18 protein-coding genes and 1 tRNA gene are annotated in these 25,670 nt (G+C 65.6%); 8 read left to right on the top strand and 11 right to left on the bottom strand.

Annotated elements, in window-relative coordinates:
- Nucleotides 1–4 precede the first annotated feature (4 nt).
- Nucleotides 5–2,491, bottom strand: coding sequence for an EAL domain-containing protein (locus GH681_RS07835; protein WP_153160917.1), 2,487 nt, complete (start codon nt 2,489–2,491; stop codon nt 5–7).
- Between the two features lie 206 nt (nt 2,492–2,697).
- Between GH681_RS07835 and GH681_RS07830 the strand changes: the two genes are divergently transcribed.
- Nucleotides 2,698–4,836, top strand: coding sequence for a carboxy terminal-processing peptidase (locus GH681_RS07830; protein WP_228111822.1), 2,139 nt, complete (start codon nt 2,698–2,700; stop codon nt 4,834–4,836).
- Between the two features lie 78 nt (nt 4,837–4,914).
- Here the strand turns inward: GH681_RS07830 and GH681_RS07825 are convergent, their stop codons facing one another.
- From GH681_RS07825 to GH681_RS24040, 4 genes are all read right to left on the bottom strand, one after another.
- On the bottom strand, nt 4,915–7,806 hold the full coding sequence (locus tag GH681_RS07825; protein WP_153160915.1) for an ATP-binding protein: 2,892 nt from the start codon (nt 7,804–7,806) through the stop codon (nt 4,915–4,917).
- A 117-nt stretch (nt 7,807–7,923) separates the two neighbouring features.
- A complete protein-coding gene (locus tag GH681_RS07820; protein WP_228111821.1) occupies nt 7,924–9,813 on the bottom strand; it encodes a potassium transporter Kup in 1,890 nt (629 codons plus the stop codon).
- A 28-nt stretch (nt 9,814–9,841) separates the two neighbouring features.
- Entirely contained in the window at nt 9,842–10,528 is a 687-nt protein-coding gene (kdpE, locus tag GH681_RS07815) for a two-component system response regulator KdpE (protein ID WP_153160914.1), read from the bottom strand.
- Nucleotides 10,525–12,063, bottom strand: a complete 1,539-nt coding sequence (locus tag GH681_RS24040; protein WP_153160913.1) for a DUF4118 domain-containing protein — start codon at nt 12,061–12,063, stop codon at nt 10,525–10,527. Before GH681_RS24040 ends, kdpE begins: the two co-directional genes overlap by 4 nt.
- A gap of 447 nt (nt 12,064–12,510) precedes the next feature.
- Between GH681_RS24040 and GH681_RS07805 the strand changes: the two genes are divergently transcribed.
- The 6 genes from GH681_RS07805 to GH681_RS07780 all read left to right on the top strand — a co-directional run bounded on the left by GH681_RS07805 (nt 12,511) and on the right by GH681_RS07780 (nt 18,671).
- Nucleotides 12,511–13,761, top strand: coding sequence for a site-specific integrase (locus GH681_RS07805; protein ID WP_153160912.1), 1,251 nt, complete (start codon nt 12,511–12,513; stop codon nt 13,759–13,761).
- Between the two features lie 28 nt (nt 13,762–13,789).
- Nucleotides 13,790–14,344, top strand: coding sequence for a hypothetical protein (locus tag GH681_RS07800; protein WP_153160911.1), 555 nt, complete (start codon nt 13,790–13,792; stop codon nt 14,342–14,344).
- Between the two features lie 305 nt (nt 14,345–14,649).
- Nucleotides 14,650–14,844 carry an AlpA family transcriptional regulator gene (locus GH681_RS07795; protein WP_153160910.1) on the top strand — a complete coding sequence of 65 codons (195 nt, stop codon included), beginning with the start codon at nt 14,650–14,652 and terminating at the stop codon, nt 14,842–14,844.
- 64 nt (nt 14,845–14,908) lie between these two features.
- Complete coding sequence (locus tag GH681_RS07790; RefSeq protein WP_153160909.1) at nt 14,909–15,307, top strand: hypothetical protein; 399 nt, start codon at nt 14,909–14,911, stop codon at nt 15,305–15,307.
- A gap of 58 nt (nt 15,308–15,365) precedes the next feature.
- On the top strand, nt 15,366–17,681 hold the full coding sequence (locus GH681_RS07785) for a VapE domain-containing protein (protein ID WP_153160908.1): 2,316 nt from the start codon (nt 15,366–15,368) through the stop codon (nt 17,679–17,681).
- Nucleotides 17,682–18,176: 495 nt separating this feature from the next.
- Nucleotides 18,177–18,671 (top strand): hypothetical protein, encoded by a 495-nt coding sequence (locus GH681_RS07780; protein ID WP_153160907.1) that lies wholly within the window; start codon nt 18,177–18,179, stop codon nt 18,669–18,671.
- A gap of 227 nt (nt 18,672–18,898) precedes the next feature.
- Here GH681_RS07780 and GH681_RS07775 read toward each other — a convergent pair.
- The 3 genes from GH681_RS07775 to serS form a co-directional block, all read right to left on the bottom strand.
- A tRNA-Ser gene (locus tag GH681_RS07775) sits at nt 18,899–18,989 on the bottom strand.
- A 47-nt stretch (nt 18,990–19,036) separates the two neighbouring features.
- Nucleotides 19,037–19,399 carry a carboxymuconolactone decarboxylase family protein gene (locus tag GH681_RS07770; RefSeq protein ID WP_153160906.1) on the bottom strand — a complete coding sequence of 121 codons (363 nt, stop codon included), beginning with the start codon at nt 19,397–19,399 and terminating at the stop codon, nt 19,037–19,039.
- 88 nt (nt 19,400–19,487) lie between these two features.
- The gene (gene serS / locus GH681_RS07765; protein WP_153160905.1) at nt 19,488–20,774 is read right to left on the bottom strand and encodes a serine--tRNA ligase; all 1,287 of its coding nucleotides are present in this window, start codon (nt 20,772–20,774) and stop codon (nt 19,488–19,490) included.
- 246 nt (nt 20,775–21,020) lie between these two features.
- Here serS and GH681_RS07760 point away from each other — a divergent pair, with 246 nt between their 5' ends.
- The gene (locus GH681_RS07760; RefSeq protein WP_153160904.1) at nt 21,021–21,290 is read left to right on the top strand and encodes a hypothetical protein; all 270 of its coding nucleotides are present in this window, start codon (nt 21,021–21,023) and stop codon (nt 21,288–21,290) included.
- On the opposite strand, the gene GH681_RS07755 is transcribed toward GH681_RS07760, so the two are convergent.
- Genes GH681_RS07755 through GH681_RS07745 form a run of 3 tightly spaced genes read right to left on the bottom strand, consistent with a single transcriptional unit; the run spans nt 21,256 to nt 25,559 of the window.
- The gene (locus tag GH681_RS07755) at nt 21,256–22,614 is read right to left on the bottom strand and encodes a replication-associated recombination protein A (RefSeq protein WP_153160903.1); all 1,359 of its coding nucleotides are present in this window, start codon (nt 22,612–22,614) and stop codon (nt 21,256–21,258) included. The two genes, GH681_RS07760 and GH681_RS07755, sit on opposite strands and share 35 nt — an antisense overlap.
- A gap of 21 nt (nt 22,615–22,635) precedes the next feature.
- Nucleotides 22,636–23,268, bottom strand: coding sequence for an outer membrane lipoprotein chaperone LolA (gene lolA / locus GH681_RS07750; RefSeq protein WP_368666701.1), 633 nt, complete (start codon nt 23,266–23,268; stop codon nt 22,636–22,638).
- Complete coding sequence (locus GH681_RS07745; RefSeq protein WP_153160901.1) at nt 23,268–25,559, bottom strand: DNA translocase FtsK; 2,292 nt, start codon at nt 25,557–25,559, stop codon at nt 23,268–23,270. The genes lolA and GH681_RS07745 overlap by 1 nt, the downstream gene beginning before the upstream one ends.
- Between the last annotated feature and the right edge of the window lie 111 nt (nt 25,560–25,670).

The raw sequence follows: 25,670 nt of genomic DNA, 5'->3' as shown, positions 1-25,670 counted from the left end.
CGGCCTACTGGACCGAAACCGCCGACCCCATCCCGGCACGGCGACCCAGCCCCAGCAGGCTCTCGATCACCATCGCCGGCGCCGGTTGCTCGAACAGGAAGCCCTGTAGCAGGTCACAGCCGAGATCGTTGAGGAAGCGCGCCTGGGCACTGTTCTCGACGCCCTCGCCCACCACCGTGAGCCCCAGCGCCCTCGACATGGTGACGATGGCCGAGACGATGGCGCCACTCTCCCGGTTGTCCGGCAGGTCGGTCATGAACGAGCGGTCGATCTTGAGGGCGTGGATCGGCAGACGCTTGAGATAGCTGAGGCTGGAATAGCCGGTGCCAAAGTCGTCCACCGCGATGCGCAGGCCGTTGCGGCGAAGCTCGTCGAGGGTCGCGCGGGCCCGCTCGGGCTGCTGCATGATGCTCGACTCGGTGAGCTCCAGTGCCAGGCACGACGGGTCGAGGTCGAACTCGGCCAGCGTGCCCATCACCAGCCCGACCAGATCCGGATCGCGGAACTGGCGCGCCGACAGATTCACCGCCACCTTCACGTCCACCGCGCCGGCGTCATGCCAGGCGCGGAGCTGGCTGCACACGGTGCGCAGCACCCAGGCACCGATGGGCACGATCAGCCCGGAGCGCTCGGCACTCTGCATGAAGACATCCGGCGCCACCAGGCCGCGCTCCGGATGCTGCCAGCGCAGCAGCGCCTCCAGCGAATGCACGCCGCCATCGGCGTCGTGGATGGGCTGGTAGTGCAGCTCGAACTGGGATTCGGCCAGCGCCCGGCGCAGGTCGGCCTCCAGCACCATGCGCTGGTTGATCTGCCGGCCCCACTCGCTCGAATAGAACACAAAGCCGTTCTTGCCCAGCTCCTTGGCCCGGTACATGGCGTCGTCGGCGGCCACGATCAGCCGGTCGCCGGTCACCGCGTCGTTGGGAAAACGGCTGATGCCGATGCTGCAGGAGGTCTGGATGAGGTGCTCCTCAAAGGTGCAGGGCAGCTCCATCGCAGCGATCAGCTTGGTGCACACCCCCGCCACCGCGCTGTCGTCCTCGACGCCAGGGAGGATCACCACGAACTCGTCGCCCCCCAGGCGGCCGACGATGTCGGTCTCGCGTACGGCCCCCTTCAGGCGCCGGGCCACATCGCGCAGCAGCGCGTCGCCGGCGTTGTGGCCGAGGGAACCATTCACCAGCTTGAAGTTGTCCAGATCGATGAACATCACCGCCAGCTGCTCGCCCCGGCGCCGGCAGAAGGCGATGGACTGCTCCAGCTGGCGGTTGATCTGGGTGCGGTTGGAGAGCCCGGTGAGGGCATCGTAATAGGCCACGAAGACCAGCTGCTCCTCGGCCGAGCGGCGGGCGGTGACATCCTGCAGCTGGACGATGTAGTAGCGCGTCGTGCCCCGGTCGTCGCGCACCGCGGAGACTGACAGCAGCGCCCACACCACCCGGCTGTCCGGCGTCACCAGGCGCAGCTCGATCTGGAAGCTCGGCAGGCTGTTGTCCATCAGCCGGGCGAGGTACTCGTCGAGCATCGGGCGGTCGCCCTCGTGGCACAGATGGAGGAAGGACAGGCCGGCGATGACCTCGCCATGCACGCCCAGCATCGCCACCGCCACGTCGTTGGCCTGCAGGAAGCGGCCATCCGCCGCCACCAGCGCCATGCCGATGGCCGCGTATTCGAAGGCCGAGTGGAAGCGCCGCTCGCTCTCGGCCAGGGCCCGCTCCATTTCACGGCGGCGGGCGATGTCGCGCAGCACCAGCACGCAGCCCATCAGCTCGCCGTCGCCGGCGATGATCGGTGCGGCGGCGTATTCCACCGGCGTGACCGCACCGCTGCGGGTGGTGAGCAGTGCCGGGCACTGGGCCGGCAGCCCGGACATCATCATGGCGCCGGCCACCGGATCGGGCACCGGCAGGCCGCTCCGCTCGTGGCGCAGATCGAGGATGGCGCCGATCGGCTGGCCGACCGCCTCGGCGTCGCTCAGGCCGATCAGCCCTTCGGCGATGGGGTTGATCATGCGCACCCGCCCGGCCGTATCGGTGGCCACCACGCCCTCGCCGATGGAGCACAGGGTGCGCGAAAACCACTCCTCGCTCTGGCGCAGGCGGCTGTCCATGGCGTGCTTGACGAGGGCCACCTCGATGGAAGCGCGGATGTCGTCGGGCCGGAAGGGCTTCAGCAGATAGCCCTGGGGCGCCGTGGCGCGGGCCCGGCGCAGGGTCTCGTCATCGCTGAAGGCGGTGAGGTAGATCACCGGCACATCCCGTCGCTCGCGCAGGCGGGCGGCCGTTTCCACCCCATCCATGCCACCGCGGATGACGATGTCCATCATCACCAGATCAGGGCCGGTCGAATCGAACAGTTCGATGGCCTGGTCACTGCTCGCCGCAATGCCGGTGACCACATATCCGTAACTCTCGAGGCGCTGGGCCAGGTCCATGGCGATGATCGCCTCGTCCTCGACGATCAGAACCCGGGTCGGCTTGTCGCTCATGCTCTCTCCCACCCGATTGAAATCGGGCGTCTTCCTTGTTATCAAACCGTTCGGAATATGGCTTAACGGTATCTTGACGTATGTCTTTAGTCATATTTTCGGAAACGTTTTCCGAAACCGCGAACATTTCGGCCAGCCGGCTGTCGACCTTCCTGCCGGAAAAATGTACCGTCCATCCCGGCTCAAACTTTGCGGTGGAGAAACAATTGAACAAGCGAATCATCTGGACCCTGCTCTCGGTGCTGTGCGCCGGCCAGACGGCGGCCCAGGAACTGGCCGCGGCGCCCCGCCTGGCCCCCACCGCCGACCAGGCCCAGACGGCCTACCTGAGCGCGCAGATCCTGAGCCGCTATCACTACAAGACCGTTCCCCTCGACGACGCCATGTCGGAGAAGATCTTCGACCGCTATCTCAAGGCCCTCGATCCGGAACGGCTGTTCTTCACCCAGGCCGACATCGACGGCTTCGCCGATGCCCGCACCCGGCTCGACGACGCGATCCTGCGGGGCAATCTTTCTGCGCCCTTCGCCATCTTCCAGCGCTACGAGCAGCGCGTGACCGAGCGCCTCGGCTACGCCCGCGAGCTCCTCGGCCAGGGCTTCGACTTCAGCACCAAGGAAAGCTACCCCTACGCCCGCGACAAGGCCCCGTGGCCCGCCGACGAGGCCGAGGTGCGCGACCTGTGGAAGAAGCGCGTCAAGAACGACTGGCTGCGTCTCAAGCTCGCCGGCAAGGACGACAAGGCCATCCGCGACACCCTCGCCAAGCGCTACGACAACTACGTCACCCGCGCCACCCGCAACAAGAGCGAGGACGTCTTCCAGATCTTCATGAACGCCTACGCCATGTCGATCGAGCCCCACACCAACTATCTCGGGCGTAGCGCCTCGGCCGATTTCGACATCTCCATGCGCCTTTCGCTGGTGGGCATCGGCGCCGTGCTGCAGGAACGTGACGAGTACATCACCATCCGCGAACTGGTGCCCGGCGGCCCGGCGGCGCGCTCCGGCAAGCTCGCCGTGGGCGACCGCATCGTCGGCGTCGGCCAGGGCGACGACGCCGTGGCCGACGTGGTCGGCTCGCGGGTCGACGAGGTCGTCAAGCTGATCCGCGGCGAGAAGAACACCCGCGTGGTGCTCGACGTGCTGCCCGCCGACGCCGGCCCCGACGCCAAGCACAAGCAGGTCGCCCTCACCCGTGACAAGATCAAGCTCGAAGAGCAGGCCGCCAAGAAGTCGGTCATTAAGACCGGCGAAGGCGCCACCGCCCGCAAGATCGGCGTGATCAACCTGCCCGCCTTCTACGAAGACTTCGAAGGCCGCCGCAAGGGCGACAAGGACTACCGCAGCGCCAGCCGCGACGTGGCCCGCCTGATCGACGAGCTGAAGAAGGAAAAGGTCGACGGCCTCCTGATCGACCTGCGCAACAACGGCGGCGGCTCGCTGCGCGAGGCGGTCGAGCTCACCGGCCTCTTCATCGACAAGGGCCCGGTGGTCCAGCAGCGTCGCCCGGATGGCCAGATCGGCGTCGAGAAGGACGAACACGCCGGCACCGCCTGGGATGGCCCGCTGGCGGTGCTCATCAACCGCGGCTCCGCGTCGGCCTCCGAGATCTTCGCCGCCGCGCTGCAGGACTACGGCCGCGCGCCCATCATCGGCGAGCCGAGCTTCGGCAAGGGCACCGTCCAGACCATGATCAGCCTGGACCAGATCGCCCGCAACGACCCGCCCAAGTTCGGCGACCTGAAGATGACCGTCGCCCAGTTCTTCCGCATCAACGGCGGCACCACCCAGCTGCGCGGCGTGGTGCCCGACATCCGCTTCCCGTCGGTGTCCGATCCGCAGAGCTTCGGCGAATCCAGCTACGACAACGCCCTGCCGTGGATTCAGGTGAAGGCCGCCGAATTCCGTCCGGTGGATGAAGTCTCGCCGCGCCTGGCCGATCTCCAGCGCCGCCACGATGCCCGCATCGCCAAGGACAAGGATTTCGCCCAGCTGCTGCAGGACGTGGCCGAGTACAAGCGCCTGCGCGAAACCAAGCAGTTGTCCCTCAACGAGACCGAGCGCCGCCAGGAGAAAGAACGCCAGGAAGCGCGCCTCAAGTCCCGCGACAAGGGCAGCAAGGACAAGCTCGCCGCCCTCCAGGACGACGGCCTCCAGTACGGCGAACGCAGCCTGGCCGCCGATCTCGCCGCCGAGAAGGCCCGCAAGGACAGCAAGGACGTGCTCCTCACCGAAGCCGCCCGCATCGTCGCCGACGAGGCCGAACTGTTTGCCACCCGCACCCAGCTCGCCCTGCGCGAGCGGAATGCCGCCGGCTCCGCCAAGGCCACAACGCTGCGCTGAAACGCCGGCGCCAGAAGCACAACACCCCGGGGTGTCACGCCCCCGGGGTGTTTTCGTTTCAAGGCCCGGCGCGTCCGATCAGGTCGTCACCTCGCCCTCCAGCGAGCGGGACAGCCACTTCAACACCGTCTCGAACAGCAGGTCGGAATCCACCGGCTTGGTGATGTGGTCGTTCATGCCGGCCTCCAGGCACGCCTGGCGATCCTCCACAAAGGCGTTGGCTGTCATCGCCAGGATCGGGGTGCCGGTGTTGGCCGAGTCGGCGCGGATCCGCCGGGTCGCCTCCAGGCCGTTCATGCGGGGCATCTGCATGTCCATCAGGATCAGGTCGTAGCCCGTCTGCCGGGCCATCTCCACGGCCACCAGCCCGTCGTCGGCCACCTCCACGACAAGGCCGGCGTCTTCCAGCAGGCACAGGGACACCTCCTGGTTCACCGGCTCGTCCTCCACCAACAGCACCCGCGCGCCGGCAAACTCGGCCTGAAGCAGCGACTCGGCCGAAACCGGCTTGCCTGCCGCGTCGCTCCGCACCGCGCTGCCGATGCCCAGCCTGGCGGTGAACCAGAAAGTGCTGCCTTCGCCCGGCACGCTCTCCACGCCGATATCGCCCCCCATCTGCAACGCCAGGCGCCGGCTGATCGCCAGCCCAAGGCCCGTGCCGCCGTACTTGCGGGTGGTCGATGCGCCGGCCTGCTCGAAGGCATTGAACAGGCGCGCCGCCTCTTCCGGCGCAATGCCGATCCCCCGGTCGCGCACCTCGAAGCGCACCAGCACGTCGTCCGCGCCGGATTCGATCTGCGCCACGCTCAGCACGATCTCGCCCGCCGGGGTGAACTTCACCGCGTTGCCGACGAGGTTCAGGAGGATCTGGGTGAGCCGCAGCGGATCGCCCCGCAGCGGCGAAATGCCCAGCGCTGGCGGCAGATCGATGCAGAGCCGCAGCCCCTTCTCGGTGATCCGCTGCCCCATCAGGCTGGCCAGGTTCTCCACCACTTCGCCGATACGGAAGTCCACCTGCTCCATCGTCAGCCGGTCGGCCTCGATCTTCGACAGGTCGAGGATGTTGTTGATGACACCCAGCAGATGCTGGGCAGCCTTGCCGATCTTGCCCAGCTGGTCGATCAGCCGGGGGTCGGTGGCCCGGCGCAGGGCCAGGCTGTTCATCCCGATGATGGCCGTCATGGGCGTGCGCAGCTCGTGGCTCATGTTTGCGATGAACGAACTCTTGGCCCGGCTCGCCGCTTCGGCCCGACGCCTTTCGCGGTTGAGCAGAACCAGGCCGATCTGGTCGGCCAGCTGGCAGGCGAAGTCGATCTCATCCGGCGCCCACGCGTGGGGCCTGCCGGTCTCGGCCAGACACAGCAGCCCGAAGGGACGCCGGCCCGAGGCGATCAGGCAGCCGAGCATCGACTGGATCTCGGCCTGCGCGAGCGGACCATGGACCAGGGCGGCCAGACGCGGGTCATGCTGCGCGTCGTTGCTGGCCCTGTAGCGCGCCGCCTTCAGCGCCGCCAGGTGGTCGCCAAAACCGGTCTCTTCAATCACCCGCCCGGCGCAGTGCTCGCCGCTCGAACGGGTGAACAGGTCGATGCAGCGCAGACGGGACTCCCCGTCCTCAAGCAGCCAGACGCTGACCCGCTCCACCTCGAAGGTACGGGCGAGCCGCGCGGTCACCACCTGCACCATGGTGTCCAGATCGCCCTCGTTGATCGCCGGCAGGCCAGCCAGCTGGAGCATCAGCTCCTGCATTGCGGCGCGACGCCGGGCCAGGCGGGTCTGCTCCGTCATGTCACGGAAGGACAGCACCCCGCCGACACAGCGATCCCCATCGAACATCGGCGTGACCAGGAAATCCACCGGAAAGCCGCTGCCATCCCGACGCCAGAAGAACTCGTCATCCCCCCGGCGCGGCCGGTGGTCGATCAGCGACTGCCCGATTGGACAGGCCTCCTCCGGGTACGGCGTGCCATCAGGACGGGAGTGGTGCGTCAGGTCATGCAGCGACTGGCCCAGGAGCGCCTCGCCCGGGTGGCCCAGCATCCGCTCGGCTGCGGGATTGACGAAGGTCATGTGCCCGTCCGAATCGAAACCGATGATGCCCTCGCCCGATGAGGCCAGGATCAGCGCCTGACTGCGGTGGAGCGCCCCCAGCTGCCCGAGGGCCCGGTCCGTTTCGCCCTTGGCGACGCGCAGGCGGGTCAGCGCCTCCACCTGGAAGATATCCAGCAGACGCACCATCGAAGCCGCGATGACGATGGCCGCCGCCGCCCGCGCCAGCTGCACCGGAAAACCGAAGGTCTCGAGGAAGCGCTGGTGGTTGATCACCGACGCAGGAAACCAGTCGGCCTCCGGCACCACCAGCCCGCCCAGCACGCCGTAGGCAATCAGGGCGCCGGCCCCCAGCTGCCCGGCCCGGGTCAGGCTGCGCACATCCTCCCGGGGCAAGCCCGGCAGCCGGGACGGCCTGAGCGCCCGCAGCAGCCCGACCCCCGCGAGGGTGGCGCCTGCAAAGCCAAACACGTAACGGGAAAGAATGCCGAGGGTGGGCAGCGAAGCATCCGACACCGCCGCGCCGATGCCGACAAGGGCCAGCAGGGGCACGTACAGCGCCGGCCGACAGACCGCCGCCAGACAGCCGGCAAGCCAACCGCGCCCGCCGGACCGGTCGTCCGCCTCGACCACGAGCCGGCGGCCGAACTCGAACAGGAACAGGTAGGACACCAGCAGCAACACCGACTGCCCCGCCGCCAGTGACGGCTCGCTGCCGTGCACCGTCCGCCACAGATCCGTCCACTCCAGTACCCCATGCAGCCCGGCAAAACCGCCGAGCAGCCAGAGGGAGCGGGAAAGCGGAAGTTCGCTGTGATCGTTGTGACGGACAAGGATGGCCAGTCCAAGGGCCAGGAAAGCCGCGCCGTAGACGAGGAACACGAGATCCATCGCGCCGGCAAAGAGGTTGGCAGGAGGCATGAGCGCTTATTGTTATCGGCAGATCGGCCACCCCACGAACGGTGGCTCGACACAGCCATAACGGCACACGCCTCCTCCCATTTAGGCCGGGCACACAACTTTGACGCCCGCCCGGGGCTACAGCATCACCTGCGTGCCCAGCTCAACCACCTGATTGGCCGGCAGCCGGAAGTGGCTCGCAGCCCCTTCCGACTGGCGGACCATCCACGCAAACAGGTTGCAGCGCCAGCGCGGCAGCTTGCCCGGGCCATCGACGATGCTCGAGCGGGCCACGAAGAAGGTGGTGGTCATGGGCTCGAGATCCAGCCCCTGGGCCGCGGCCAGGGCCAGGGCGGCCGGCACGTCGGGTTCTTCCCGAAAGCCGACGCGGGCATCCACGTTGTACAGCCCGGGCGCCAGCCGGGTGACGTGCACCCGCTCCCCGTCGGCAACCCGCGGCACGTCCTCGTTCACCACGTGGAGGAACACCGTGCGCTCGTGCATCACCTTGTAGTGCTTGAGGTTGTGGAACAGCGCGCTGGGCACGAGGCTCGGCTCGGAGGTGAGATACACCGCGGTGCCGGGCACCCGGGGCACATCCGGCGGCGGCCCCTTCACGAAACCATCCAGTGGCACATCGATCTGCTCCCGCTGGCGCGCCAGCAGCCGGCTGCCTTCCTTCCAGGTGGTGAGCATCAGGAAGATCGCGGCGCCCAGCGCCATGGGCATCCAGCCGCCCTCGCCCAGCTTGGTGAGGTTGGAGCTGAAGAACAGGCTTTCCAGCAGCCCGAACAGCGCCAGCGCCACCAGCAGGCCGATGCGCATCCGCGCCCGGGTCATGAAGACGATGTAGGCGGTGAGCAGCGTAGTGATGATCATCGTGCCCGACACCGCGATGCCATAGGCCGCCGCCAGGGCGCCGGAAGAACGGAACTGCAGCACCAGCACGACCACCGCCACCAGCATCAGCCAGTTAACACCGGGCACGTAGATCTGGCCGCGCTCGGTATCCGAGGTGTGCAGGATGCGCATCCGCGGCAGGTAACCGAGGCGGGTGGCCTGGAGCGTCATGGAATACGCGCCGGTGATGGTCGCCTGGGAGGCGATCACCGTGGCGAGGGTCGCCAGCCCCACCAGCGGCAGCAGGAACCAGTCCGGCGCCAGCAGGTAGAACGGGTTTTCGATGGCGACCGGCTCGCGCAGCACCAGCGCGCCCTGGCCAAAATAGTTGAGCACCAGCGACGGCCACACCAGCCCGTACCAGGCCAGCCGCACCGGCCGGGCGCCGAAGTGGCCCATGTCGGCATACAGCGCCTCACCCCCGGTGAGGGCCAGGAACACCGCCGACAGCAGGATGAAGGCGAGCTTCGGGCTCTCGAGCGCAAAGTCGAGGGCGTAACGGGGGTCGAGGGCCCGCAGCACCTCAGGCGTGCGCAGGATGCTCGCCACCCCCAGCACCGCCAGGGTGATGAACCACAGCACCGTCACCGGCCCGAAGTAGCGCCCCACCTGCCCGGTGCCGTGCTTCTGGATCATGAACAGCGCCACCAGAATGCCCACGGTGATGGGCACCACGTAGTGCTCCAGGTGCGGCGTGGCCACGCTGAGGCCCTCCACCGCCGACAGCACCGAGATGGCCGGGGTGATGATGGCGTCGCCGTAGAACAGCGCCGCCGCGAAGATGCCCGCCCCCACCGCCAGCGCCGCCCGGCGCGGGCCACGGGCCACCCGGTGGGCCAGCGCGGTGAGGGCCAGCACCCCGCCCTCCCCTTCGTTGTCGAAGCGCAGCACCACCCACACGTATTTGAGGGACACCACGATCAGCACCGCCCAGAAGAAGGCCGACAGCGTGGCCAGCACGTGGGCCTCGCTCGGGTCGATGCCGTGGGCGCCAGCAAAGGCCTCCTTGAAGGCGTACAGGGGGCTGGTGCCGATGTCGCCGTACACCACCCCGAGGGCGGCCAGCGCCAGCGGAATCAGCCCGGCGCCCGCCTGGGCGGATGGATGGGAAGACGCAGATGAGGTCACAGGATCACTCCGGGGTAGGGTTCGGGGGTCAGAGCTGGAAGCGATAGCCCACGCCGGTTTCCGTCAGAAAGTGGCGCGGCTGGGCGGGGTCGTCTTCGAGCTTGTGGCGCAGGTGGCCCACGTAGATGCGCAGGTAGTGGCTGTTGTCGCCCGAGGCCGTGCCCCACACCTCGCGCAGCAGCTGGCGATGGGTGACGACCTTGCCGGCGTTGGCGATCAGGTGCCCGAGCAGGCGGTATTCGATGGGCGTGAGCTTGACCGCCTCGCCCCGGCGCAGCACCTGCCGGCGCGAGAAATCCACCGTCACGTCGCCAAAGGCCACCTCGGCGGCCTCGTTCTCCGGCGCACGCCGCCCGCGCCGCAGCAGCGCGCGCACCCGGGCCAGCAACTCGCCGATGGAAAAGGGCTTGGTGAGGTAGTCGTCGGCCCCCGCGTCGAGCACGCCGATCCTGTCGTGCTCGGTGGAGCGGGCCGACAGCACCAGCACCGGCGCGGAGGACCACGCCCGGAAATCCGCCACAAAGCCCGCGCCGTCGCCGTCGGGCAGGCCCAGGTCGAGGATCACCAGATCGGGCTTGCAGCGCCCGGCTTCCTGCAGGCCCAGGCGCCGGGTGTCGGCGTCCACCACCCGCAGGCCCTCGCCTTCCAGCGCCGTGCGCACAAAGCGGCGGATCTGCAGTTCGTCCTCGATGACCAGGATGGTTGCCTCGCTCATGGGCGTTCTCCGGGGTTGGCGAAGGGTTCGGCATCGATGGCCGGCGGGTTGCCCCGGGGCAGCGTGAAGGCCACGCAGGCGCCGCCTTCGGGCGGATTGATCGCGCGGATCGACCCGCCGTGGGCCTCGACGATGGCCCGGCAGATGGCCAGCCCGACGCCCATCCCCGCCACCGCCGTCTCGCTGCGGCCGCGCTCGAAGAGGTTGAACACCGCCTCCAGCTTGTCCGGCGGAAAGCCCTCGCCGCCGCTCGTCACCCGCAGCTCCACCGTATCCAGCCCCGCCACCGCATCGAGCCGGATCGGCGTGCCCGGCGGCGAATACTTGGCGGCGTTCTCAAACAGATTGCAGAACACCCGCTCCAGCAGCACCGCGTCGAATGCCAGCAGCGGCAGCGCGTCGAGGCCCTCGATGCGCACCGGATGCCCGGCCAGGGCCGGCTCCAGCAGCTTGAGGCTGGCGCCGATCACTTCCTCCACCGGTTGCCACTCCCGGCGCAGGCTCACCGGCCCGGTCTGCAGGCGGGCCATGTCGAGCAGGTTGCCGACCATGCCGTTCACCCGCAGCACCTGATCGCGGATCGCAGCCGCCGTCTCCCGCGCCGCGTCGGGCAGCGGGGGGCGCTGCACCACCAGCGAATCGGCCATTCCGAACAGCGCCGTAAGCGGCGTGCGCACATCGTGGGACAGGGCCGACAGGATGGAGCTGCGCAGGCGCTCCGACACTGCCTCCACCTGGGCCGAGTGGGCCACCTCCACAAAGTGCAGGCGCTCCACCGCCGTGCACGCCAGCGCCGCCACGGCCTCCAGCAGCGGGCGGACGGGCTCGTCGGTCGGGTTCATCCGCACCACCAGGGCGCCCCGGTTGCGCGTCGCGCCGATCATCGGAAGAAAGTGCCGCTCGGGGATCTCGCCTTCGGCAAACACCAGCCCGCGCCCGGCCTCGCAGGCCGTGCGGGCCATCACCAGCTCCGGCGGCTCCAGGTGGGTGGCCGTGCCCGGCGCGGGGATCAGTCGGTCACCATCGCCCGCCAGCAGCAGCACGCACTCGGCGCCCCAGTTGTCACGCAGAAAACCCGCCACCGCCTCGGCCACCTGCTCCACCGACATGGCGCCGGCCAGCGCCCTGGCCAGCCCGTAAAGGGCCTGGGCGATGCGCTCGCGGCCGGCGGCGGCCGTGGCCTGGGTGCGCAGCCCGGCGGTGAGATGCCCCACCAGCAGCGACACCGCCAGCATCACCGCAAAGGTCACCAGATACTGGGCGTGGCTCACCGCCAGCGAAAAACGCGGCGGCACGAAGAGGAAATCGAACAGCACCACGCTCACCAGCGAGGCCATCACCGCCGGCCCGCCCCCGGCCTTCACCGCCACCAGCACCACGGTGAGGAGGAACAGCATGACGATGTTGGACAGATCCAGCACCCCATAAAACGGCAGCGCGAGGCCCGCGGTCAGCCCGCAGGCCAGTAGCGACAGGCCATAACGCCAGCCAGCATGGGCAGCGGCGGGTTCGATCGTGGGTGGAACGACAGGCATCGGGGGCATCTTCTGGCCACTCCAGACGGGGGATACAGAAAAATTCTGGCAGCGATATCGTAAAAATTGCGTAAAGCCCGCAAAAACCTGCCGCGCGATGGCGACCGGCCCCGTGCCCCCTCCGGATGCGCCGAACGGAAACCACCCTTGCCGGCCGATGACCGCCCCCACCTGCCACACCGTCCGGCCTACCCGCAGGCCACGACCGGCAAGTTCGGACGAACAAAAGCAAAAAGCCCTTGGATCACCAAGGGCTTTTTGCTTTGAAACAATGGCGGAAAGGGAGTCCGCCAAATAGTTCTTTCCTGTCCTCTGAGTTCTCTTGAGTTCCTACGTTAAGCCTTTGATTTACCGTAAACCATAGAATCTTGTTGTGCACATACGTTCCCAGCGGATATCATCCGATCACAAATTCTTTGTGGGGTTGGATGTGGGGGATGTGGGGTTATGCCGAAAATAGCGAAGGAACTCGGGGCGCTTGAGGTTGGACGGCTCAAGGACGCAGGGCTGCATGCGGTGGGCGGCGTGGCCGGGCTGCACTTGCAGGTGACACCAGCCGGGAGCCGGTCGTGGATTTTGAGGGCGGTAGTGGGCGGAAAACGACGGGATGTGGGGTTGGGCGCGTTCCCGGCCATCGGTCTGGCAGATGCCCGACGGCTGGCGCGAGAATTCCGCGAGCGAGCCGCAGCGGGGGTTGATCCTGTGGCTGAGCGCGAAGCCGCAAAACAGGCGCTGATTGCCGCGCAGGAAGCCCGCGTTACATTCGATGAGGCGTCACGGCAATTTATTCGAGCCAAGGAATCGGAGTGGCGCAATGCGAAGCATGGCGCCCAATGGACCGCAACTCTGACCAATTACGCAAGCCCGGTAATCGGCAAGCTGGCGGTTGGGGATGTTGAACTGTCGCACATCCTCAGGATTCTTGAACCGATATGGGCGACGAAAACGGAAACCGCCTCAAGGGTCCGGGGGCGTATTGAGTCCGTGCTTGATTGGGCGATTGTTCGCGGTTATCGAAAAGGCGACAACCCGGCAAGGTGGCGCGGACATCTCGACAAGATTCTATCGAAGCCATCCAAAACAAAGGAGGTTGAACACCATACGGCGGTTCCCGTCGATGATTTGGGGGCTTTCATCGAAAGCTTGAGAAAGCGCGAGGGGATCGCAGCTAAAGCGCTCGAATTCTTGATTCTGACCGCTGCGCGATCTGGCGAGGTGCGAGAGGCGGTATGGTCCGAAATTGACCTTAACAAAAAGGTTTGGGTTATCCCGAAAGAGCGGATGAAGGCTGGCCGAGAACATCGGGTTCCCTTGTCGGAGTCGGCAATCAAGCTGCTGCAGGCATTACCGCGCAAGGAAGGAAGTGACGTGGTATTTCCCGCACCTCGCGCTAACTTCCTGAGCGATATGTCACTTTCTGCGGTTATGCGGCGCATGCAGGTTGATGCGGTTCCACACGGTTTTCGCTCGACCTTCCGGGATTGGGCTGCAGAGCGGACCAATTACCCCCGCGATGTTGCTGAAATGGCTTTAGCGCACGCGATTGGTAATAAGGTCGAGGCTGCTTACCGGCGAGGGGATTTGTTCGATAAGCGTACTCGCATGATGGAAGAATGGGCGAAGTTCTGCGACAAACCACAGGTGGGGGCTTCGGTGGTGCCAATTCGGGCAAAGACAAAAGCCAGCGCCGGCAAGTAAGAATTCAACGAGATACAGGAGAAAGACCATGCAAGGCATTAAATACCCTATCAAGCGGCTTATCGACGCAATCCAGACCATTACGAAAATCGAGGTCGAGGACATCGCCAAGGTTTCGGGCATCCCGATGTTTATGGTCGATAGCGCGCTGCGCAGGGAGGCTGAGGGCTTGGAGATTACCGCGCATGGCAATGAGGTTTTGGATCAGCTTCTATTTACGTGGGTCGCCGTCACCGCTGCGGAAATTCCCGTTTATGGCGAGGATCGGATTAGCTATGCAATGCGGGCTTGGCTTGATACTCGCGTCAAGGGGCTTATGTCGAACGTGCTTGAGATATTCGGGCCTGATGCACTTTGCGAGATGACAGGCATTGACGCGGGAAGATTGGTGGGTTGTGCTGAGTTTGCATGGCACGACCTGCGGACGTTGCCGGAGTGGCGCATCATCCGGGCGGCAATCCTGCGCGAGATTGGGCCGGCTGACGCTTGGGCGCTGACGTGGGACGTGCGGGGGCTCGCACCTGTTGCCCGGCAGGCGTCGCCGCGTGACCTGACGCTAGCCGGCCTGCTGGAGGTCGCATAAGCCGTTGACAAGCACCGCTGAGACGATGACACTCAGACCGGAATCAAGCCCAAGCACGCTTGTAGCGCTCCCCGGCATAGCGGGGGGTTGCGCAGGCGGTGGCAGGCTACGGCGCCGATCTGATGGGGCATACCGCCCGGCTCCCCTGGGGCCGTAGGATCGGCGACCGGCATCAACACACACATAGCCTCGACAGGCACGTTAACGGATCGGACAACCGTAAACCCTATGCGATCAGCCACTTAACCGGGCTGGCGCATGGGGTTTTTCTTTTCTGCGCTGGCCTTTGGAAACAAGGATCAGCTATGCAGCAAATCGTCCACACCCCCGCCCTGCTCTCTCGCCGCAGCGTTGAGGCTATTACCTCAATTTCGCGCGCGTCTATTTACCGCTTAATGAAGGCCGGCGAATTCCCCACCCCTGTGCGCGTGTCCGCCAATCGTGTCGCTTGGCGCGAGGCTGATATCCGCCTGTGGATTGAAGCCCGCCAGCCTAATTAAGCAAAACATTCCGCTTCAATGCGGACCCATCAACTATTAACCGAATCAACCAGGAGATAACGAGATGACCACCCAAACCTATGCAATACCACCGCCAACTAAAAAGGATCGTTATATGCATATTTTCCGCTTCGTGAGCCCAGAGGCGCTAGTCTGCAAGCTGCTAGGGATTAAGCCCCGCCAACTGGAGCGCATGTCCGTCAAGCAGATGCTGGAGAGACTATATGGGCTTGACCAGCAAATAACGGACCCAAATGCAAAGGATGCTGCCCTGCAGTTGGCTGCGCTCGCTATGCAGCGAGCGGTCCTTAGCGCGGTCGAGACAAGCGTTAAATCCAATCCCGCACTAGCCGAACACTTTTTGGAGCGAATGGACGACGCAACGGGGGATTGGATCGCGCTCTATAACTGGCTGATTGCGGCGCGTGACGGCGCTGCAATCAAGGATAACCACCGCAAATAACGACAAGCCCGCGTCGTGACGGACGCGGGCTGATAACTGATCTGACACACAAAATTCTATGCTTCACACTGAAAAAATCAAGCCCGATATTGAGGCGATCCGGGCGGCTGGGCTCGATCAGATCGCGCAAGGCTGGTGCTGCTGGCGTTACGCCAAGCGAGAAGGTGGCGGGAAACCTGCAAAGCTGCCGGTCAGCGCGGGCGGCGCGCGCCTGTCCGTCGATGCGCCGGACGACTGGCCGAGTTTCGAGGCTGCGGCGAGCGCTGCGGGGAAATTCAACGGGATCGGACTGTTGCTGTCGAGCGCGCGCGGAATCGTCGGGCTCGACCTAGACGGCTGTATCGACGATGCGGGGGAGGTTAATCCTGATCGCGCGGCAATTGTCGATGATTTTCTAAGTCTGGGAAGTTACGTTGAAGTATCCCCTTCTGGGATGGGCCTGCGACAATTCCTGAAGGGCGTCCGCCTTGAGGACTATTCCAGCCGGGGGCGTGATGGGTTGGAGATTTACGACGACGACGACAAGCGCTATTTAACCGTGACAGGCTGCGCTTATCCGGCCGGCAGCCCTCCCCGCCCGATCATCGCTAATCAAGCAGCGCTTGAATCATTTATCATGAAGTGGAGCCGGGCCACAGTGGGGGCTTCGGGTGCGGCGGATGTGGGCGAGGTCAAGGGCGCACCCGGCAGTCAGACCCGGAATTACGATGAGGTGCTGAAACTGCTCAAGACCCACAATAGACGGGGGAGGATAACCCGCCTTTTGAGGGGTTGTCTCGACGATTACGACGGGGACCATTCTGCGGCTGATCTTTCGCTTTGCTGCGAGGTCGCTTATTTTTCGCGTGACCCTGCTGTTATTGACCGGATTATGCGCGAGTCCGGGTTAATGCGTCCAAAATGGGATGAGATGCGCGGCGCTGAGAAATACGGAGCCCGGACGATTAAGACCGCGCTTGAAAAACAGGATCGCAGCTTTGACGACGATCAGGCAGCGAAGGTCGAGGACGAAAAAGCGGACGCTAAGCAGGTCGGGGACGCGGCATCCCACTTGATCGGCGGCGGTGATGATCTGCGGACGCGTAAGGGCTGGCGGTCTGACGCGTGGGCGCTAACCGAGTTGTTACTGCGGGATCGCCGGTTGCTGGGTGCCGCGTTTTTTGATGAGTTCGCGGGTTATCCGGTCTTGGCCCGTAGCCTGCGGGATGCCTTCGGGGATCGGTCGGCCCCGTTCACAGTGGGGCGCCTCACTGATGCACATCTTCAGGGCGTGGCGCGCTGGTTTGGCCGGTCGTGGGGCTTGCGGCTCGACGCGCGGGCGGTCGCTGCGGCGGTGGCCGGCTGGGCTCAAGCGGTGCGCCGCAACCCGGTCCGTGAGCGGCTGGACGAACTGCGCGCGGGCTGGGACGGTGTTGCGCGGCTCGACGATTGGCTGATTCGATACTGTCATGCGGAAGTCATGACGGATGAGGGCCGGGACATCGGCGCCTATGTGCGCGCAGTCGGTGCGCGCTGGCTGGTGGGGGTCGTCGCGCGGGCTATGGAGCCGGGTTGCAAAAATGACACGATGCTGATTCTTGAGGGTCGGCAAGGGGCGCGCAAATCGTCAGCGGTTCGGGCCATTGCCGAAGCTATCGACGTTAGTTGCCTGCGCGAGGGTTTCACCCTTGGCGAGGGCAAGGACGATCTTATCGCCCTTCGCGGCAAGCTGATCGTTGAATGGGGCGAGCTGGCGGGTATGGGCAAGCGCGACCGGGAACACCTCAAAAATTTCTTGTCGCAGCAAACCGACTCATACCGCGAAGTTTACGGGGTTACTGAATCGGACTGGCCGAGAACCGCCGTGTTCTGTGGGACAACAAATGAGGGGTCGTATCTGGCCGACGTGACCGGGAACCGCAGGTTCTGGCCGGTCAGGGTCGGACGGATTGATATTGATCGCCTTCGCAGGGACGCGCCACAAATCGTCGGGGAAGCGGTCGCGCGCTATCAGGACGGCGCGCGTTGGTGGCTTGACGACGCTGACCCGCGAGACGAAGCAATCCTGAGGTTGGCCGAGGGCGAACAGGTGCGCCGGGTCGGCGGAACGGTCTGGGACGAAATCGCCGCAGACCTCGCGGACAAGCTCATAGCGGGCGGGTTGGTCGAGGACGTGGGCGGCGCTGCAAGCCCGTTGGCGCATTTCAGCGTGGCGCAGGTCCGCGCGTGGCTGGTGGCGGCGACGCGTAATGAACTTGAAGTTTCTGATGCGAACTGGGCGCGCGTCGCCGAGGGGCTACGGCGGGCGGGCTGGGAGGCGCGCAAGATCGGCGGGCGCATGCGCTGGGGGCTGACGACGGAGCGCAGGGAGGCCGGCACCCTTTTCAGGCAGTAGGGTCGGGGATAGGGTCGAAAGCGGTGAATTTCACATCGTGAAATGACGTGGGGAGGGGTAGCGGTGATTTTTGGGGAGCCCCCCCTCCCCAGCCGGAGAGCTATAGCCGGCGTGGTTTTCCGGGCTTTTTCGCCAAAAATGTGGGGAGGGGTCTGCGAGCGGGTTCAACCCTTGGAAACCTAGAGCTGGTGCGGGTTTTCGAGGATTGGGGAGGGAACACCCGTGGTTAGCTTAAAGGAAAAAATTGGGTTTTAGGTAGGGTCAATGAACCCAACCCTTTGAACGCCCATTGAGCAAACCCGTAGCGAGCCCTCCAAACCCTCCCCAAAACGCTGGGGAGCCGCGCCAGCGCTGGGATTGGACGTGGGGAGGGCTGGATTTTGACCCCTCCCCACAAAGTAAGACACAAACCGCCTGAAACCCAGCAGTGACGCGGGTTTCCGGCTGGGGAGGGGGAGCTCCCCCCCTGCCCTCCCCAAACGAACAGAGGAAAATATGGATCGAAGTGAACTGATCGCGGCGCAGACTGAAGCGGCGCGGGCGTTGGATGCCGGGCGCAAGATCGCGGAGCGTGCCGTCAGGGCGCGCAGCGGGCGGCGGGCCACGGGGGTGGCTTCGGGTGGGGCCGACGTGGGCGAGGTCAAGGGCGCGGACCTGGGCCGGCTCATCGGCAGTCCGTCGGCGTTCTGGGCTGCAGCCTGCGCCGCGCAGGCGATGGACGCGGACGCCGTTGAAGCGCTGGATGCTGAAATCCGCTTGACGGCGGCGCAGATGGCCGCAGGCAGCCTTGACCGCGTGCGGGAAGCGCTCGTAGGTCAGTCGGCATGGCTTGGCCTGCTGGCCGTCAATCTCGCCAGCGGTGCGGCAGGTGCCAAAGATGAGGACGGGCGCCAGATCATGCGGCTTGCCCTCGCTGCGCAGCGTCAGGCGGCGCAGACCCTCGCCAGTGCGGCGGCGCTGGCCCGCCTCGAAGTGCAGGTCGGGGACTGAGCCCTAGCCCAAAATGGGGAAAGTTGCCGAGGGCGCCCGGAATTTCGATGAGGACAGGGGGCGGTAGGCGCCGATCCGACCGGAAAAATGTCTATCCCCCTTATCGGAATGCTTCCCATTACCAAAACTCAGGGGACCGGGAACTAGCCAAGCACTTCCTGTTTTGTGGGGCGGGATGTGGGGTAGAAAGCAAAAACGCCCCGAAAGGGGCGTCTTTACTGGTGCTTTGGCGGAAAGGGAGGGATTCGAACCCTCGATACGGCTAAACCGTATACCGGATTTCGAGTCCGGCGCATTCGACCACTCTGCCACCTTTCCGCTCGAAGCGCCGGATTATAGACACTCCGCCGGAAAAAGCCAGAACTTTATGCAGGCTTTGCGGTGCGGGCGGTAAATTCATCGTAGGCGCGCACGGCTTCGGCCGCGTACATCAGGCTCGGGCCGCCGCCCATGTAGGTGCAGATGCCCAGGGTTTCCATCAGCTGCTCGCGGGTCACGCCCAGGCGGATCAGCGCCTTGACGTGGAAACCGATACAACCGTCGCAACGGGCCGAGACGCCGATGGCCAGCGCGATCAGTTCCTTCTCGAGGGCGGTGAGCGCCCCCTCCTTCATCGCCTCCTTGGCCATCACGCCGAAACCTTTCATGGTTTCGGGGATTTCGGCACGCAGGGCTTCCATGCCCTTGCTGAGGTCGCCGGTGATCTGGACGAAGGACTTGCTGCTCATGTTTGCCACTCCTTTTATTAGATTTTACTAATATACAGGATTGGCAATCCAAGGAAAACCGCCGGCATCAAGCCGGCGGCAATTTGTCTCAGTTGGCGGGCTGCAGCACCGTGATGCCGCCCATGTAAGGCTGCAACACCGTCGGCACGCGCACCGAACCGTCGGCCTGCTGGTAGTTCTCGAGCACCGCGACCAGGGTACGCCCCACCGCCAGGCCGGAGCCGTTGAGGGTGGCGAGGGTTTCGTTCTTGCCCTGGGCGTTCTTGAAGCGCGCCTGCATGCGGCGGGCCTGGAAGCTCTCGAAGCACGAGCAGGAGGAAATCTCCCGGTAGGTGTTCTGGGCCGGCAGCCAGACTTCCAGGTCGTAGGTCTTGGCGGCGGAGAAGCCCATGTCGCCAGAGCACAGCACGATCTTGCGGTACGGCAGTTCGAGCTTCTGGAGGATCGCCTCGGCGTGGCCGGTGAGCTCTTCCAGGGCGTCCCAGGCCTTTTCGGGCTGCTCGATGCGGACAAGCTCGACCTTGTCGAACTGGTGCTGGCGGATCATGCCGCGGGTGTCCTTGCCGTAGCTGCCGGCTTCGGAGCGGAAGCACGGGGTGTGGGCAACGAACTTGAGCGGCAGCTGATCGAGCGGCACGATCTCGTCGCGCACGATGTTGGTCACCGGGACTTCGGCGGTCGGGATCAGGTAGAACTTGCCGCCGTCGGCCTTGGGCACGGAGAACAGGTCTTCCTCGAACTTGGGCAGCTGGCCGGTGCCGAACATGCTGGCGGCGTTGACCATATAAGGCGTGTAGAGCTCGGTGTAGCCATGCTCGGCGGTGTGGGTGTCGAGCATGAACTGGGCGAGCGCGCGATGCAGGCGGGCCAGGCCGCCCTTCATCAGCGTGAAGCGGGCGCCGGAGATCTTCACCGCGGTCTCGAAATCCAGCCCGCCCAGGCGGGTGCCGATGTCCACGTGGTCGCGCACTTCGAAGTCGAAGCTCGGGATGGTGCCCCAGCGGCTGACTTCGACGTTGTCTTCTTCGGACTTGCCGGCCGGCACGCTCTCGTGGGGCAGGTTGGGCAGGCCGGCGACGAAGGCGTTGAAGCGCTCCATCAGCTCGGCCAGGGCCACTTCGTTGGCCTTCAGCTCGTCGCCGATGCCGGCAACCTCGGCCAGCACCGCGGAGGCATCCTCACCCTTGCCCTTGAGCTGGCCAACCTGCTTGGACAGGGTGTTGCGGCGGGCCTGGAGTTCCTGGGTGCGGGTCTGGCGCGTCTTGCGCTCGTCCTCGAGGGCCTGGAAGGCGGCAACGTCGAGGCTCATGCCACGGGTGGCGAGGCGCTCCGCGACGAAATCCAGTTTGGCACGGAGCAGTTGAACATCAAGCATGACAATCCCTATTCGAATCTGAAACCGGTCAATCGATGGCGCTTCCGGCAGCGGCTTTGCGCCTGCCTGGACTGGTTGCACCGCAGCACGGCGAAACCGCTTGCACCACTAGCAGAAGTTATGAAAATCAGAAAGTTAATAGCCCAGAATTTTTAAACTTTTCTTGATTTCCGCAGCTCAAAAACCACACTTAAAGAAAGACGTACGCAGATGACGTCGCGCACCCAAACCATTGAGGAGACACCCATGTTATCGATACGCGACTGCCTGGATTACTGCGACCTCACCGACGAGGATGTTGCCATCATTGCCGAACACCACGACATCCCTGATGTCGCCGCCGCCCAGATCGCCTGCGGGCTCGTCCAGACCCGGGAAGGCACGTTGCTGCTGACCCAGTTCATGCAGGAGCTCGTCGAGGAAGCCGAAGAGCGCGGTGACCGCGACAAGGCGAAGCGCTTCCGGGCAGCCTGCGCCCGTTTCATCGCGAGCCATCCCGTCCAGACGACCCACTGACGCCATCCTGCCCGGCGCGTGACTCGGCCTCGCGGTCGAGTTCGCGCAGGCGCGCCAGCTTTTCTCCAATCTTCGCTTCGAGCCCGCGGTTCACTGGTTGATACCAGTCGGGCCGCGCCATGCCTTCGGGCAGGTAGTTCTCGCCGGCCGCGTAGCCGCCGGGTTCGTCGTGGGCGTAGCGATAGGCCTTGCCGTAGCCCAGCTCTTTCATGAGCTTGGTGGGCGCGTTGCGCAGATGGATCGGAACCGGGCGCGAGATGTCGTTGGCGACAAACTTTCGGGCCGCATTATACGCCTTGTAAACCGCGTTCGATTTGGCCGCGCAGGCCAGGAAAACCGCGGCTTCGGCCAGTGCCAGCTCGCCTTCGGGCGAGCCCAGGCGCTCGTAGGTCGAGCAGGCGTTGAGGCAGATTTCCAGTGCCCGCGGGTCGGCCAGGCCGATGTCCTCGATGGCCATCCGCACCAGCCGGCGTCCCATGTAGAGCGGCTCGGCGCCCCCGTCGAGCATCCGGCACAGCCAGTACAGGGCGGCATCGGGGTCGGAGCCGCGGATCGACTTGTGCAGCGCCGAGATCTGATCGTAGAAGGCTTCGCCACCCTTGTCGAAACGACGCAGGTTGCGCGACAGGGCTTCGTCGATGAAGGCCGGCGTGACCGGGTTGACGCCGGCCGTCTCGGCCGCCGTCTGCACCTGCTCCAGCAGGTTGAGGAGGCGGCGGGCGTCGCCGTCGGCAAAGCCGGTGAGGCGGTCGCGGGCGTCGTCCTCGAAGGCGAGATCGGGGCAGGCGTGGGCCCGGGCGCGCTCGAAGAGTTCGGCCAGTTCTTCGGCGGTGAGCGGCTGCAGCACGTACACCGCGGCTCGGGACAGCAGCGCGGAGTTCACCTCGAAGGATGGGTTCTCGGTGGTCGCGCCCACCAGCGTGACCAGTCCCTGCTCTACAAAGGGCAAAAACGCGTCCTGCTGGGCCTTGTTGAAGCGATGGACTTCATCCACGAAGAGGATGGTGTGGCGCCCGCGGGCCCGGGCGGCTTCGGCCTGGGCGATGGCTTCGCGGATGTCCTTCACGCCCGAGAACACCGCCGACAGCGCGGTGAACTCCGCATCGAAGGCCTTGGCCATCAGGCGCGCGAGGGTCGTCTTGCCGACACCCGGCGGGCCCCACAGGATCATCGAGTGGGGCTTGCCCGACTGGAAGGCCAGCGCCAGCGGCTTGCCCGGCCCGAGCAGGTGACGCTGCCCGATGACCGCCGTGATGGTCTGCGGACGCATCGCCTCGGCGAGGGGCAGTCGCGGCGGGTCGAGGGAGTCGAACAGATCGGCCATCGAGGGCTGCGACCGGCGCGCTTACTCGCCGACCACGTCGGCGCCCTTGGGCGGCACGAAGCGGAACAGGCCGGCGTCGAGCGACGGGTTGCGCTCGATCTGACCGAATTGCAGCGAGGTGGTCTGGCCGAAGTTGTCGTGGAGCACCATCGCCTTGAGCTGGCCGCCGGCAAAGCCCATGCGGATGCGCTCGAAGCTGCTGTCGTCGGACTTGGGCGTGGCTTCGACCCATTCCAGGCCGTCGGCGTCGCCGGCGTCCTTGAGCACGAAATTCTTGTCCAGCGAGTTATCACCGGCAAGAATTGCCGCCGGCGTGTTGCCCAGGGCCTGGCCGAGCTTCTTGGTGGTGACCTGATTGAGCTCCTGATCAAACGCCCACAGCTTGCTGCCGTCGCCCACGAGCAGCTGGGCGTAGGGCTTTTCGTACACCCAGCGGAACTTGCCCGGCCGGGAGAACGCGAAGGTGCCGCTGGCCTGCTGGGGCTTGCGGCCGGACTTGGAGAGCACCTGCTGGGTGAAGCTGCCCCGCGCGGTGCGCGTGCCATCCATGAACTGCTTGAGTTGGGCCAGCGCGTCGGCGTGGGCCTGCCCGGCGGCGAGCAGGCCGGCCAGCGCCAGCCCACGGACGACGGTGGCAATTGAAGTGCGAATCATCATTCTCCTTCGCGGGCGGGGGCGATTACCTCCCGGTTCCCGTTGGCGCCCATGGGCGAGACGAGGCCGGAGCGTTCCATCTGTTCGATGAGGCGCGCGGCGCGGTTGTAGCCGATGCGCAGGTGTCGCTGGACCAGCGAAATCGACGGCCGGCGGGTCTTGACCACGATCTCGACGGCCTGATCGTAGAGCGGGTCGGCCTCGCTGCCCTCCCCGCCTTCGCCGCCGCCCAGCAGGTCGCCGCCGTCGTCTTCGGGCGAGGCCAGGATGCCGTCCACGTAGTCGGCTTCGCCAGTGGCCTTGAGGTATTCGACCACCTTGTGCACCTCGTCATCCGCCACGAAGGCGCCATGCACGCGCACCGGCAGGCCGGTGCCCGGCGCCAGGTAGAGCATGTCGCCCATGCCGAGGAGCGCCTCGGCGCCCTGCTGGTCGAGGATGGTGCGGGAGTCGATCTTGCTGGAAACCTGGAAGGCCATGCGGGTGGGGATGTTGGCCTTGATGAGGCCGGTGATCACATCCACGCTGGGGCGCTGGGTGGCGAGGATCAGGTGGATGCCGGCCGCCCGGGCCTTTTGCGCCAGACGGGCGATGAGCTCTTCGATCTTCTTGCCGACGACCATCATCAGGTCGGCCAGCTCGTCGATGATCACCACGATGTAGGGCAGCTTGTCGAGGGGCTCGGGGCTTTCGGGGGTAATCGAGAACGGGTTCTTGAGGGGCGCGCCGGCCTTGGCCGCCTCGGCCACCGCCTTGTTGTAGCCGGCCAGGTTGCGCACACCCAGGGCCGACATCAGCTTGTAGCGCTTCTCCATCTCGGCCACGCACCAGTTGAGCGCGTTGGAGGCGTGCTTCATGTCGGTGACCACCGGCGCCAGCAGGTGCGGGATGCCCTCGTAGATCGACAGTTCGAGCATCTTCGGGTCGACCAGGATCAGGCGCACGTCGGCCGGCTCGGACTTGTAGAGCAGCGACAGGATCATCGCGTTGATGCCCACCGACTTGCCCGAACCGGTGGTACCGGCCACCAGCAGGTGGGGCGTCTTGGCGATGTCGGCCACCACCGGCTGGCCGCCGATGTCCTTGCCCAGCGCCACGGTAAGCGGCGAGTGCATGTCGTGGTAGGCCTTGGAGCCGAGGATCTCGGACAGGCGCACCGTCTGGCGCTTGGGGTTGGGGAGCTCCAGCGCCATGCAGGTCTTGCCCGGCACGGTCTCGACGACGCGGATGCTCACCACCGACAGGGCGCGGGCCAGATCCTTGACCAGGTTCATCACCTGACTGCCCTTCACGCCCACCGCCGGCTCGATCTCGAAGCGGGTGATGACCGGGCCCGGGTAGGCCGCCAGCACCTTCACCTCGACGCCGAAGTCGGCGAGCTTGCGCTCGATGAGGCGGGACGTGAATTCGAGGGTTTCGGGCGACGGCGGCTCCACGTCGTGGGAGGGCTCGTCGAGCAGCGCCAAGGGCGGCAGTGCGCCGCCGGGGAGCTCGGTGAACAGCGGGGTCTGGCGTTCCTTCTCGACGCGCACGGATTTCTCGACCTCGACGATCGCCGGCTCGATGCGCAGCGGCGGCGGCGGTGCGGCCTCTTCCTTCTTGCGCTTGGTCTCGACGACGGCCTCGCGCTTCTGGGCGACCTCGCGGCCGATGCGCCGGTCTTCGAGGGTCTGGAAACCGTTGGTGGCAAACAGCCAGACTTTCTCGAGCCCGGTGCCGATGGCTTCCGACGCCTCGACCCAGCTCACGCCCGAGAACAGGCTCAGGCCGCCGGCGATCAGCGCCAGCAGTAGCAGCGTGCCGCCGGTGAAGCCGAGATACTGGAAGGTCAGCGCGCCCAGTTCGAGGCCGATCAGCCCGCCGGGTTCGAGGGGCAAGGTGGCCTTCATCGAGTGAAAGCGCATGGCTTCGAGCCCGCTGCTGGCCAGCAGCACGACGATGAAACCGAATACGACCACGAAGAAGGATCGCCGGTCGGCCCCGAAACTGCGCTGCAGGCGCCGGAAGCCGATGGCCAGACCCAAGCCGAGAAACGCCACCCACCACCAGGCCGAGAGCCCGAAGAGGTAGAGCAGCAGATCAGACAGCCAGGCGCCGAAGCGGCCGCCAGGGTTGCTCACCCGCTCCATCTGAACGGCGTGGGACCAGCCGGGGTCGGCCTTGGAGTAACCGAAAAGCACCATGGCCACGTAGCAGGCCAGCACGCCGAGCAACAGCCAGCGCGCCTCCTGTAGCAGGCTGGCGATCTTTTCCGGAAGGGGGAGCGGACGGGTGGAGGGGCGATTGAGCATGACTTGGCGATACGGGGCCTTGCGAGGCGCGGCAAAAAACAAAAGCGCGGTTGGAAGCCGCGCTTTCGATTATAAACCAGGGTCTCTGGTTGTCCCTTCCCGGTCGTCGTC

Source organism: Zoogloea sp. 1C4 (assembly GCF_009469605.1).
Taxonomy (GTDB): domain Bacteria; phylum Pseudomonadota; class Gammaproteobacteria; order Burkholderiales; family Rhodocyclaceae; genus Zoogloea; species Zoogloea oryzae.
Note: the sequence above shows the minus strand (reverse complement) of the source record. Positions and strands in the feature narration are given on the sequence as shown.

What these genes read in the sequence shown, in the direction of transcription:
- GH681_RS07770 (WP_153160906.1), bottom strand. Translation starts at nt 19,399, where the DNA reads ATGAGCAGCAAGTCCTTCGTCCAGATCACCGGCGACCTCAGCAAGGGC.
- GH681_RS07755 (WP_153160903.1), bottom strand. Translation starts at nt 22,614, where the DNA reads ATGGCCGATCTGTTCGACTCCCTCGACCCGCCGCGACTGCCCCTCGCC.
- GH681_RS07790 (WP_153160909.1), top strand. Translation starts at nt 14,909, where the DNA reads ATGACCACCCAAACCTATGCAATACCACCGCCAACTAAAAAGGATCGT.
- GH681_RS07835 (WP_153160917.1), bottom strand. Translation starts at nt 2,491, where the DNA reads ATGAGCGACAAGCCGACCCGGGTTCTGATCGTCGAGGACGAGGCGATC.
- GH681_RS07780 (WP_153160907.1), top strand. Translation starts at nt 18,177, where the DNA reads ATGGATCGAAGTGAACTGATCGCGGCGCAGACTGAAGCGGCGCGGGCG.
- lolA (WP_368666701.1), bottom strand. Translation starts at nt 23,268, where the DNA reads ATGATTCGCACTTCAATTGCCACCGTCGTCCGTGGGCTGGCGCTGGCC.
- GH681_RS07760 (WP_153160904.1), top strand. Translation starts at nt 21,021, where the DNA reads ATGTTATCGATACGCGACTGCCTGGATTACTGCGACCTCACCGACGAG.
- kdpE (WP_153160914.1), bottom strand. Translation starts at nt 10,528, where the DNA reads ATGAGCGAGGCAACCATCCTGGTCATCGAGGACGAACTGCAGATCCGC.
- GH681_RS07785 (WP_153160908.1), top strand. Translation starts at nt 15,366, where the DNA reads ATGCTTCACACTGAAAAAATCAAGCCCGATATTGAGGCGATCCGGGCG.
- GH681_RS07825 (WP_153160915.1), bottom strand. Translation starts at nt 7,806, where the DNA reads ATGCCTCCTGCCAACCTCTTTGCCGGCGCGATGGATCTCGTGTTCCTC.
- GH681_RS07805 (WP_153160912.1), top strand. Translation starts at nt 12,511, where the DNA reads ATGCCGAAAATAGCGAAGGAACTCGGGGCGCTTGAGGTTGGACGGCTC.
- GH681_RS07745 (WP_153160901.1), bottom strand. Translation starts at nt 25,559, where the DNA reads ATGCTCAATCGCCCCTCCACCCGTCCGCTCCCCCTTCCGGAAAAGATC.
- serS (WP_153160905.1), bottom strand. Translation starts at nt 20,774, where the DNA reads ATGCTTGATGTTCAACTGCTCCGTGCCAAACTGGATTTCGTCGCGGAG.
- GH681_RS07795 (WP_153160910.1), top strand. Translation starts at nt 14,650, where the DNA reads ATGCAGCAAATCGTCCACACCCCCGCCCTGCTCTCTCGCCGCAGCGTT.
- GH681_RS24040 (WP_153160913.1), bottom strand. Translation starts at nt 12,063, where the DNA reads ATGCCTGTCGTTCCACCCACGATCGAACCCGCCGCTGCCCATGCTGGC.
- GH681_RS07800 (WP_153160911.1), top strand. Translation starts at nt 13,790, where the DNA reads ATGCAAGGCATTAAATACCCTATCAAGCGGCTTATCGACGCAATCCAG.